The following is a 12,055-nucleotide window of genomic DNA, read 5'->3' on the forward strand; positions in this document are numbered from 1 at the left end:
CCTTAGTAGTATTCATTATATAAGAGATAACGGGGTAAATCAATATGAAAATATGTTACATTTTTTATTAAAAAATGTAACATATAACTAAGTGGCTTACCTATCAAATTTAGTCATAAATTAATCTTTTTTTCTAAAATTCTATAACTTAATTCTTTAACCTTTTCTTCAATTTTTTTTGCAGTTTTAATAAACTCTTCTTCACATAAACCAGTTGGATCATCTAATCCCCAGTCCTCGCGGTGCTTAGATAATATATTTGGGCAATTAACATTACATCCCATCGTTATAACTATATCTATGTTCGGTAATACATCAATTAATTTTGAGCTTTGATCTAGACTCATATCGTAATTATATAATTTTTTAATTGTCTCTACTGATCACTATTTATACTACTTTTTGTTTCAGTACCGGCAGAATATGCATAGAAATAATCATTCGCATAGATTTTAGATAATGCTTCAGCCATTTGACTTCTACATGAATTATGAACACAAATAAATGCTACTTTAGGTTTAACCTTACTAAATCCAAATTATTTTTAGTTATCTTATTATATAATAAAAAGCGTCATGTGACACTTTTTACTTTTTGTTATATTAAATTTATCAAAACTTTTTTTAAATTTTTCATGCAAAAATATTAATATTTTATCAGTTAAGATGCTAAAAGATATTATTTTTTTATTTTTAGTAAAAAATAAAACACTATTATAACAAGATAACTAGTATATGTAAATGTATTAATTATAAAATAGAGTGTGATATAATTAAATAAAAAGCGGAGGTTATTATGTTTGAATATAAAGTAATTGAATTTAAGAAAACAACCGAAATGGATGTTGAACTATCAAAATGGGGCAAGCAGGGATGGCGAGTAATTTCAATTATTCCATATACTATCTCCTTACCTAGAATGGTAGTTACAATGGAAAGACAGCTTTAATTAAGCAAAAATATCACCTAAGAATAAATCTTAAGTGATATTTTTTTATTCAAAAAAATGTTTTAAAACAATCTTTATATTTTCACGCCAGTAATCCCAGTTGTGATCTCCTTCATTAATGATAAAAGTATGCTTGATTTTTAAGTCACTTAGATATTTATTAAATGCTTTATTGTCTTCATATAAAAAGTCACTCTTACCACAAATTAGAAAAATGTCTAAGTTATCCAAATTATTTTCTTGGACTGATAAATATAGATCATCAGGAACTTTGATATCTTTAAAGTCACCAAATGTGCCTTTTAACATTTTATCTCTTGGACTATCAATTCTTGATTGATACATTCTCTTAATATCACAAACACCTGATAGTGAAGCAACTCCCTTAAATTTATCTGGATTATTAATAGCTATCTTTAATGCACCATAGCCTCCCATCGAAAGCCCTGCAACATAAGTATTATCTTTACTTAAAACAACATTGAAAGTTTTAGTAATAATTTCAAATATCTCAGTTGATACATAATCATAATAATTTGGTCCATAAGCCATATTAGTGTAATAGCTGTTGTTTGCTTCTGGCATAATAATCATCAAATTATATTTATCGGCATAAGATGATATATTACCAGAAGTTAACCAGTCATTACTCCCTCCATAATATCCATGTAAGAGTAACAAAAACTTCATCTTATCTCTTTTATTTAAATCACTTGGAAGAACAATATTTATTGTAGTACTAAATTCTAAACTACTACTTCCTGTTTCTAATCTTATTAATGACATACTAAACCCCCTTTTTATTTATTAATTAATTAATACTATAAAGATTGAAGATATAATAATAGTTCGTTATGTGTCTCCATCCCATAGTTTCTACCATCATTATTTATTGTAGATAAATTGAACTGATACTCATGTGTTAATTTTGCATCATAATAAACACTTTTCACTAAAACTTCTTTTTCAATTAACTTTGCTTCTAGTTCTCTAGCATGATCTTCGAATGATAATGTATTGCCATCAGTAAGAAAAGTTTTAGGAAAATCTTCGTTTATGTAATTAATCAAAGATAACTCTTGCCACTTATCGCTAGTGCTCCAATTTTTATCATTTAAAAATGCTTCACCAATTTTATTAATTATAAGTGGTACTCCTTTTCTAATTATGATATTAGAAGAATTGGTAATTGATGTATTACTTAATAAATTTTTCAACATATTAAAATCATAAGGTCCACAAAAAAGTATCATACCTTTTATGTCATTATGATTAATTGATGCTTTAATTCCTACCAAATCACTATATAGTTGATTAGTTTGAATAATTGCAAACTGAGCAGCAATAAAAGCTCCAGCCGAGTCACCACCAAGAATAGGATTAGATAAATCAATAAATTTATATGTCTCACTGCTATTTAATAAATGGTTGTAAAGCTCAGTAATTTGGAGTAGTGGTGTTGGGTATTTATTCTCAAAGCCAAGACCATAATTCATACTTATAACAACATAACCCTTACTTGCTAGGACATACATATGATCCTTTACATCTTTTTTATCTCCAGCAACAAAAGCACCACCATGAATCCATAAAATAGTTTTTAAATTTGTTTTATCTTTGTTTTCTTCAGCAACAAAAATATCAAACTTATTCTTTTTATATTTAGAAGGATAGACTAAATCTTCATAAATTAAAACTTCTTCCTTAATATTACTTATTGATTCATGTGATGTATAACTAGATTGATTAAAGGCCCATCTAACAAGCCAGACAGTTGGTTTTACACTTAGATAAAAGTAGAGCGATATAACAACAAGCAATGAAACAATACTTAGTAAAATAATTGATCCAATCTTTAATACCCTTCTTAAAATCATATAAGTCCCCCTATTAAATGAATAATCTTTTCTTAATTATATCATGAATATATATATATTGTAATTTAATTATAAGTTAATATAAAATTGGCTTTAATATTTAAATTGAGTAAAAAAAAGTGTCACTTATCAAAATGATAAAAGACACCTGACAAACTACATTATAATCTTAACCGTGTTTAATTACCGTTATGTTATAAACAGTAATTCCTGTTTTATGAAATTTAAATGATAAATACTTATTATTTTGATCAAAAACAATATGGGCACTTGTTTTTATTTTACTACCACCAGTACCGTTTGTTGTAATGGTTTGTTTATTAATGTTATCTACATAAACAGAAAATGGCATTTGATTGATAGCTGGTAAGCTACTACTCAATTCAACTTCAACTATATATTTACCAAAACTACTTACTTTAATTGGATACGTAAATATAGATTCTTTTGATATTAGGTTCCAGTTATCATCGCCATAAATTATTGCATCATCTAAATTTAGGCTAATCTTATCCCAATTCTTAACTGGAAAATGATACTCTTGTAGATTATTCGGAATTTCATCGAAAAGATCATCAAATTCATTTTTTATATTTTGTGACTTGATTCCATAAATTTCAATAACTTCATTTTTAATTGCATAAATGATTTCGTCTTTTTCTTCTATATAATCAAAGTTTTTAAAATCATTTTTATCAAGCATTGTTTTAAAAGTTGTTTTAATATCTTTATGATTTATGTCTAATTTATTTCTATTTGTTTTAAACCAGTGCTTAACATCAAACGTGTTTTTTTGTTCTATGTTATTTTCTTTTTTAAATGTTTCTGACTTTAAGACAAAGTTTAAAATGTTTCTTGCACTTCTTTGCAGTTCGGAAATTGTTAAATATCCCTCATCTAATTTTTGCTTTAAATTGTTTTTATTTTCAAGCGCATTTGGTGCTACCATATATAAATCATTTTGTGATTCAATCATTGAACTTAAGTTTTCCTTTGATTCTAAGTCATTGTCGGTATTCATAGATGCCCACCAATCAGTCATAACAATGCCATTATAACCCCATTCATCTCTTAATATTTTTGTATTAAGATCATAGTTTCCTGCAGCCCAAATTCCATTTATAGGATTATATGCTGTCATAATAACACATGCATCTACTGTTTTAACTGCAATTTCAAAAGGCTTTAAATATATTTCTCTAAGTGCTCTTTCTGAAACAACACTATCAGCTTTTGTTCTAGATGTTTCTTGATTATTAGCTGCATAGTGTTTCATTGCTCCAAAAACTCCAACATTATGAAGCCCTTCTATCACAGCACTTGCCATGATACCTGTTAAAAGAGGATCCTCACTGAAATACTCAAAATTCCTTCCGTTTAAGGGATGTCTTAAAATATTAATTCCTGGACCAAGCAATATATCAATATTATAATTTTTCATTTCTAGTCCTTCAAACTCGTAAAGTTTTGTTACTAATTCTGGATTAAATGTAGATGCTATTAAAGCACCATTTGGTAAACTTGTTGCAGTCATACCACTATCCATTCTAATTCCTGACGGACCATCTGCTGTACAAAGTGTAGGAATACCTTTATTGACCAAAGAATCTGTTACACCTGCAAATGCACTTGCAGTCCCAGATGTAACTTTTGGACTACTCATTCCCTCTCCTATTATAATTGTCATTAAATCTTCTAAAGATAGTGTTGAAATAAATTCATCAATAGATATCTTTTTATTAAATACATCTAATAAACTATATTTATTGTTTGAAAACTTTATTTCATTAGGTAAATTATTTTTAATTCTTGATTCTAAATCAATTGTTCTTTCTGGAGTATCTTCATATGAAACTTCAATTTTACCATTAGTATTTATTGGTACAATTCTTTTGAATTTCTTATATGGGGCAAGTGCTTCTGTTAATTCACTTACAACTTTATTTTCTAATAATTCAAATGAGAATCCCGTTTCTAAATCTCTCACAGACGTTCCATATAATATCTTATATTCTCCCTTTTCAAGAACATAGCTAAATTTTTTAATCAAGCCTTTATCATCATAACTTGACATTTTATCTATTTCAATTTTAAATATAATTTTATCTGTTTCACCAGCACTTAACATCTTGGTTTTTGCAAAGGCAACAAGTTGTCTTTTGGGCTTACCTAACAGACCTTGCGGTGCTTCATAGTATATTTGAATAACTTCTTTACCGGAAATATTCCCAATATTTTTAACAACTATTTCAATGAATATTTCATTTTCAACTTTATTGATTTCTTTTAATTCTAGATTGAATTTTGTATATGATAATCCATATCCAAATGGATATAACACGTTATTTTTATTAAATGTTTCGTGATATCTATAACCTACATAAATATCTTCAATATACTCAACACGCGTTTCATTACCAAACGTCATACTTGCAGGATAGTCCTCTATTTTTTTAACAATTGTTGTTGGTAATTTACCACTTGGATTAATATATCCAGTTAAAACCTCAATAGTTGCTCTTGCACCATCTTGTCCACCATGCCAAGCAACTAGTAATGAATCAACTTCAAGTTCTTTAATAAAATTTAAATCAATGACATTACCAACATTTAAAACTACTATAACTCTACCATAAACTTCTTTTAGATTTTTAATTACACTATATTCAGTTTTAGTTAATAAATAGCTACCTTCCCCGTTAAAATTATCACGATCTTCGCCAGCTGTTCTTCCTATTATCATAATGGCTATTTCATCATCTCGTTTTAAACTAGTTATCTCTTTTGTCGTAATCATCATTTCTTCCTGTGACCAAGGCTCGCTTGCCCACATTCCATTGCCTGCATTAAATGGATTTTCATTTACCCAATCTTTGTATAATCTTTCAACATCCTTATTTACATCAAGCCTTGGGTTTTCTTTTGCTGAATCAATAAAATTGGGAACATCAGTAACGTTAACTAATCCACCAGATCCAGTACCACTCTTATAATAATTAGTTTGAATTCTACCATATATTGCTACTTTTTTATTTATTATTGGCAGTAAATTGTCTTTGTTTTCAAGCAGTATAATGCCTTCATGCGATACTCTTTTTGCAAAATCTCTAAGCCCTTCTAGAGGTTGATTTTTTAACATTTTATCACCTATTTTCTTCATATATTAGTTATTTAAAAGTATGTTCAAAACCTTCACTCATTCTTGATACTTTACCTGTAAAATCTACTGCCTCTATTTTAATATTATATTTTTTTCCTTTATCTAATTTTTTTAATGTAATTTGTGGTAAATTTGCTTTTTTATAAAATTCTCCATCAACATAAACATTATAATATTCAACACCGATATCATCATATGGTGCAACCCAAATTATCGAATTCTTTTTTAGTCTTGACTCTTGTACATTATACGGAGTTTCAGGCTTTGATTTATCTAAGTAATTATAATCTTTTTGATACACTCTAATATAATCAACCTCAAAAATTGCTGGAAAGATTTTATCATCAACACCTTGCAACCCTCCCCAATCACCACCAATAGCTAGATTTAAGATTAGGAAGAAATCTTGATCAAATGGAAAAGCTTGATTCGAATCATATGCTTGATCGAGTATTGGATTGTATCTAAAAGTTTTAATATTTGTATCATCGACACTAATACTAATAAATCCTGGTTCCCAAATTAATTCATATTTATGAAAATCATCTGTTAAATTATCAATTTTTAAGCTCCCTGTTTGATGTGTATTATTTTTATGATTATAAACTTCAGTATGGATACTTGCATGTACTTTATTTCCTTCATATCCTACATATTCCATAATATCTATCTCACCACTTTTTGGCCAATGACCGTATGTGCTTTCTTGTGGCATCATCCAAATTGCTGGCCAAGTTCCTTTTCCTACTGGAAGCTTTGCACTTGCAACTACTCTTCCATATTTAAAGTTAAATTTATTACTTGTGACTATTCTTGAAGATGTATATTGATTATTATTCTTTTGTTCTTTACGTCCAAATATTTTTAATGTGCCATCACTTACCTCAGTATTATCATATGTATAATATTGAAGTTCGTTATTTCCCCAGCCATCTCCACCTGTTTCATAACTCCATTTAGTCTGATCTAATTTATCTCCATTAAATTCGTCAGCCCAAACTGATACCCAACCACCATCTAAATACTTAACTTCTGTATCTTCATATGGTTTCATTTTTTTAGCACCACATCCTACTATAAAGAATGTAGTAATTACTGCTATTACTAGTCCAATTATTTTTTTCATATTACTCTCCTGTTATTCCTGTTCTATCAATACTTTCTGTAAATTGCTTTTGACCTACAAAGTAGATTATTAACAATGGTAATATTACCAACATATTAGCAGCTAATACTACTGCTTCGTTTAAAGCTGCACCAGGTGTTCCTGGTGGAAATAATGCTTCATAAGAGGATTTAAACGTTAATATTTTTAATGGTAGAGTTAAGTTTGATCCTGCCATTAAACCGGTTAGATATGTCTCATTCCAATACCACACAAATGAGAATAAAAATACTACAACAATTGATGGAATGGCAAGTGGTAAAGCAATTGTTCTAAATATTCTAAATTCGCTTGCACCATCAATCTCTGCTGATTCCCCTAATACTTGAGGTATTGTTTTAAAAAATTGATAAAATATTAATATATATATTGCAGAACTAATTCCTTGTCCTAAAAACGCTGGATAGATCATAGCTTTTTGTGTACTTATAATTCCTAATTTCCTCATGATTACCATTGTAGAAGTCATGGTAATTTGAGAAGGTAGTATGAATGTTGCAAGCATTAAAATAAACAATGTTTTCTTAAATGGAAAATTAAATCTCGCAAAACCATATCCTGTTATTGCACTAGTAAATGTTATTAATACACTTACTTTTAAAACATAAAAAGTTGTAGACATGAAACTTTTCTTTATATCTAATACTTTCCATGCTTGTTTGTAATTAGTTAAATATAGTTTTGTTGGTATCCATTTAACACCATCATTAATAATATCACTACTACCCATCAAAGAATTTGTTAACATATATAAAAGCGGATATAAGTATATATAACTGAAACTTATAAGTAGTATATAAATAATTAGTTTATAAAATAACCCATCAACAAAGTTCATTCCAAATAAAATTCTATGAATTTTTTGTTTTCTTCCTTGGCTCATGTTACTTATCATCCCTTCTTCTTATTGTTAAAAGACCAACATATATACCAATAATTATTACCATTAAAAAGAAGTATAGCCAGCTCATTGCGGCTGAAAAACCATGTCCATAGTAAAATGTTGATTCTTGTGATCCTTTAATCATATGTTCTCTTGCATAAAACAATATTCCATCTGGCTCATTAAATAGTGACATTGTAACTACGATATAGATGATATTTACAACTATAAATGGTTTTATAGATGGTAATGTGATTTTCCAAAAGTTATCCCATGGAGAAGCTCCATCAATGGCACTTGCTTCATAGATACTCTTATCAATCTTTTGTAATCCTGCCAAAAATACCAAAACAGGAACACCTGCATACCATAATACAAGTAATAATGTCTCAAGTATTGACTGAATTGGATTTGCAATCCACTCGCCTGAATTTATGAGTAAAAAGTTTATTACTGAATTATTTTTAAATGAGGGTAATGTAGTTGCACCTTGTGCAACTAATTCATTAATTACGGGACCCGAAATAATAATTACCGGAAGGAAAAATATTGTTCTCCAAATTCCTTTACCTTTTACAGGTTGATTTATCAATATTGAAATAATAATTGCAAAAATTATTATTATTGGTACTGTAGTAAATGTCTTAATAAAGTATTGTGTATATTTTGGTAATAATACCTGATTTCTAAAGATATTTAAATAGTTTTGAAAACCTGCAGGAGTTGAAGAAATTCCTGTATTCATATTAAAATATGAATTTGTAAAGCTTAGATAAAATGAATGAATCATTGGATATAATGTAAAAACTAAAAAGCCAATTAACCATATACTTATAAACATAAAACCATAAAATGTTTGGCGCTTTTTTCTTGTGTTTTTAGTTTTAAATTTATTAAAAAATATTATCTCGGTATGTTTTATTCTTATAATAAAATTATTTGTTAATAAATGACCAACTTTACTTATAATAGGTGAAATTTTAACATTATAAAAATCACCTATTTTGCCAATTAAATTAAAAAATGCTTTTTTTATCTTTCTTAAAAAACCTTTAATTTTTTTCATTTTAACACCACCTTATAATCATTTGCATTTACAGTGATGTTTCCAAGATTAAAATTACTTGAAGTATAATTAATATATATTTTAACTCCATTACTATATGTATTTAAAACGACTCCCGTTTCTATTACTTCACGATTAATAAAATCGGTATTAATGACATGTTTTAAGGCGTTATTTACATAATTATATTCATTAACAATATCATACTGATAATCACTAAAAGTTGTTGAGTATTCAATAAAGCTCATTGTATGACGCATTTTATAAGTTGGACTATAAGTTAATATATAACTAGGGTTTGTTCCAAAGTCAACCATCGTTAGCAGGCGTTCACGTCCTAATGCATTATAGTTTAAAACAGGAGTAAAGTATGAAATATATCCTTTTAAGATTAGAGGTATTAAAGGTATTAAGTCTGAATAGTAATCATACTGACTGTTTGTAATTGGTAAATCTAGATATGTATAAGCATGTTTCAATGCGTATAAATTAGGTTGATACATTTGTATTTTATCTACCGTATCAAACATTTCTTGATATATATTTATACTGTGATTTCTATCATAATATTTTCCACTTTGATAAACAGTTTGTGATCTATTTGTCTCACTATCTAAAGACCATCCATCAAAACCTATGTTACTTAATTTTTTATTATCTTGATTAATATATTTTAATGAACTTTGTGGATATAGTATATATCTATCATAAATGTTGTTATTTATGTCTTTTGTTTCAAAATTATATCTAAGTTTTGATGTATTCCTTGCAACATCTTTTCCATACGAGATTCTTTTACTTTCACTGGTTGCTCTCGTATAATCATTTGTTAGAAAAATACTATTATCATCACCTTGTACTTCATTTACTAAAGACTTAAAATTACTTTTACTTTCAATTAAATTTAACTTATATGGTGTGGTATTCATATTACCACTTTTTGAATACCCTTTTAAGTTAACAATTTGATTATTTATTCCACTATCTTTAAAGAAATTATACATTTTTGAAACTTCGCTTGTAGTTGACATAGTAATTTTTTTAGTACCAAAGAATGACTTTTCTCTTTCGCTCATTAAATACTCAACATTAAGCGGTATATTTTCATTTGCTACTTCCCTTTTTGTTAAAATTTCATTTTCAATTAAAGTCTTTTGGTATTCTTTTGCGATACCAACATAGTTTGCTTTATCATCCTTTAAAAAGTTAAAACTAATATCAAAGTTACTACTTGCTTTTTGTTTTAATAACTGTCTATAGCCATTTCCTGCTCGATCAATTACATTAAAATATACTTGTCTTACCGCATATCTCGTATTCATTCTAAAATAACTGCTCGATTGACCATAGAAAATTCCTTCTAATAGTGATACTTCTGCTCCTTCATTAATTACAGCATACATTGCATTCTCATTTTCCATGTGAACTACTCCGTAAATTGGAAGGGAAAGTTGTGGTAAATAGTTGTCATTATATCCTAAGTCATTACCATAAAATTTAGCTAGAAAATCACGTGCTGTAACTTTACCAAATCTAACTAATGTACCAACACCATCAGGTATCATAAAATATCCTGGAACTTTATCTTGTCTTGCAGATGCTAGATAAGGAAAAACATAAATATTTGTTAATTGAAATGTTGGATTATCATCTTGTATTTTATCTTTATCTATAAATACATTAATACCATCTTCACCTAAAGTTAATTTTATTTCAAAAGATATATTTAATGCTTTATAGTTAACAGACGAAGTAATTTCATTTTTTTGATTATCAACTGTGCTTTTTATTTCCATTAATGTTTTATTATAAGTAGTATTATTAATTTTATAACGATATAAGTGTTCAAAACCTTCAAGCGCTTCAGCATCTCTATCTAGATAATATTTCACAGATGCTGACTGATATACTGAAGACCTCGTTGGTTGAAACTGTTGGTTCTTAGTATTTACATAGTCAATCCAAATACCCGAATTCATTTGATTTCGAATTAAATCATTACTTTCATCATCATCTTGGAACTCTGCTCTTGATGACCATGTAAATCCTGTATCTCTGTCTATTAAAATAATTGAATAAGAATCATTGTCAAAATATAAAATATACGAACTATTTTCTAGTACTTTTTGATATCCTAAAAAATCAAGTTCATCTTCTGTATATTCAATTTGAAAGTTATTTTTATATTCATTTATTTTTTCTGCAGAAACTTCTTGTTTTTGAGTAAACCTAGAACTTTCTAAAAACTTATTTTCTACAAATGGAAAATTCCCATTTACTGAATTGTCACTATTATTAGTACCCGTATAATTAGTTTCCATTGCCACTAAAACGATACTTGTCATTCCGATTAAAATTACAATAGTAATTAAGATTTTAATTTTTTTAAACACGTCCTGACACCTCTCTTATAATATCTTGGAATAAACCAATAACTTCACTAAATAACATATAAATTATTATTATAAATACTACAATCATTACTGCTGTAAAAATAGAAATTAGTATATTTGCAATTGTAGGTTTCATATCGTAAAAATGTATTTCTTTAACCATTATTATTAGATAAACTACTGATAACATGATTCCAATGATAAAAATTACTGTATAAATAAATTTTTCATTATAAGTTAAGAAATTTGAAATAATTGATGCTATTGGAAGCATGATTATTAATGGTAATAAAATATAAGCTGTTCCCTGTAAAATATTCGACATTTTACCTTCACCATCTCTTATACTTCCAATTAAATAGTTACTTAAAACCCAAAATGCTATTACCCCAAAAATAATTAGACCTTCATTCATCACATTTATTTCTGAAGTTATCACATCATTAAATAAAAAGCTTGTGTTAAACTGCCAGAACATATATGCAATAAAAAATAGTAGTATATATATTAATGCTGTAATATTTGAACTCTTATTTTCACGTTTTATTCCATAAAAACCATCT

At 27.5% G+C, this 12,055-nt stretch carries 8 protein-coding genes and 2 pseudogenes; 1 reads left to right on the forward strand and 9 read right to left on the reverse strand.

The window, feature by feature from the left end; genetic code table 11:
• Positions 1 to 113: 113 nt before the first annotated feature.
• Positions 114 to 472 (reverse strand): annotated as a pseudogene (locus T352_RS06440) (arsenate reductase/protein-tyrosine-phosphatase family protein).
• 323 nt (positions 473 to 795) lie between these two features.
• On the opposite strand from T352_RS06440, the gene T352_RS07060 reads away from it, so the two are divergent.
• On the forward strand, positions 796 to 948 hold the full coding sequence (locus tag T352_RS07060; RefSeq protein ID WP_084301396.1) for a DUF4177 domain-containing protein: 153 nt from the start codon (positions 796 to 798) through the stop codon (positions 946 to 948).
• Positions 949 to 993: 45 nt separating this feature from the next.
• Here the strand turns inward: T352_RS07060 and T352_RS0103790 are convergent, their stop codons facing one another.
• The 8 genes and pseudogenes from T352_RS0103790 to T352_RS0103825 form a co-directional block, all read right to left on the reverse strand.
• Positions 994 to 1,734: an alpha/beta hydrolase gene (locus T352_RS0103790; RefSeq protein ID WP_026391829.1), complete on the reverse strand. Its 741-nt coding sequence runs from the start codon at positions 1,732 to 1,734 to the stop codon at positions 994 to 996.
• Positions 1,735 to 1,769: 35 nt separating this feature from the next.
• The gene (locus tag T352_RS0103795; RefSeq protein ID WP_026391830.1) at positions 1,770 to 2,825 is read right to left on the reverse strand and encodes an alpha/beta hydrolase; all 1,056 of its coding nucleotides are present in this window, start codon (positions 2,823 to 2,825) and stop codon (positions 1,770 to 1,772) included.
• 169 nt (positions 2,826 to 2,994) lie between these two features.
• The gene (locus tag T352_RS06445; protein WP_051615816.1) at positions 2,995 to 5,964 is read right to left on the reverse strand and encodes a glycoside hydrolase family 3 N-terminal domain-containing protein; all 2,970 of its coding nucleotides are present in this window, start codon (positions 5,962 to 5,964) and stop codon (positions 2,995 to 2,997) included.
• A 28-nt stretch (positions 5,965 to 5,992) separates the two neighbouring features.
• Positions 5,993 to 7,111, reverse strand: coding sequence for a glycoside hydrolase family 16 protein (locus T352_RS06450; protein WP_051615817.1), 1,119 nt, complete (start codon positions 7,109 to 7,111; stop codon positions 5,993 to 5,995).
• A gap of 1 nt (position 7,112) precedes the next feature.
• The gene (locus T352_RS0103810) at positions 7,113 to 8,045 is read right to left on the reverse strand and encodes a carbohydrate ABC transporter permease (protein ID WP_051615818.1); all 933 of its coding nucleotides are present in this window, start codon (positions 8,043 to 8,045) and stop codon (positions 7,113 to 7,115) included.
• A complete protein-coding gene (locus tag T352_RS0103815; RefSeq protein WP_051615819.1) occupies positions 8,035 to 9,099 on the reverse strand; it encodes a carbohydrate ABC transporter permease in 1,065 nt (354 codons plus the stop codon). The genes T352_RS0103810 and T352_RS0103815 overlap by 11 nt, the downstream gene beginning before the upstream one ends.
• A complete protein-coding gene (locus tag T352_RS0103820; protein WP_162151181.1) occupies positions 9,096 to 11,492 on the reverse strand; it encodes a DUF5696 domain-containing protein in 2,397 nt (798 codons plus the stop codon). Before T352_RS0103820 ends, T352_RS0103815 begins: the two co-directional genes overlap by 4 nt.
• A pseudogene (locus T352_RS0103825) lies at positions 11,485 to 12,051 on the reverse strand (YIP1 family protein); the annotation flags it as partial. The gene T352_RS0103820 and the pseudogene T352_RS0103825, both read right to left, overlap by 8 nt.
• Positions 12,052 to 12,055: the final 4 nt, after the last annotated feature.

The organism is Haploplasma modicum ATCC 29102 (assembly GCF_000687835.1).
GTDB lineage: Bacteria > Bacillota_I > Bacilli_A > Acholeplasmatales > Acholeplasmataceae > Haploplasma > Haploplasma modicum.

Bases quoted from the DNA above. Each gene is read 5' to 3' on its own strand.
- T352_RS07060 (WP_084301396.1), top strand. From the start codon at position 796: ATGTTTGAATATAAAGTAATTGAATTTAAGAAAACAACCGAAATGGAT.
- T352_RS0103790 (WP_026391829.1), bottom strand. From the start codon at position 1,734: ATGTCATTAATAAGATTAGAAACAGGAAGTAGTAGTTTAGAATTTAGT.
- T352_RS0103795 (WP_026391830.1), bottom strand. From the start codon at position 2,825: ATGATTTTAAGAAGGGTATTAAAGATTGGATCAATTATTTTACTAAGT.
- T352_RS06445 (WP_051615816.1), bottom strand. From the start codon at position 5,964: ATGTTAAAAAATCAACCTCTAGAAGGGCTTAGAGATTTTGCAAAAAGA.
- T352_RS06450 (WP_051615817.1), bottom strand. From the start codon at position 7,111: ATGAAAAAAATAATTGGACTAGTAATAGCAGTAATTACTACATTCTTT.
- T352_RS0103810 (WP_051615818.1), bottom strand. From the start codon at position 8,045: ATGATAAGTAACATGAGCCAAGGAAGAAAACAAAAAATTCATAGAATT.
- T352_RS0103815 (WP_051615819.1), bottom strand. From the start codon at position 9,099: ATGAAAAAAATTAAAGGTTTTTTAAGAAAGATAAAAAAAGCATTTTTT.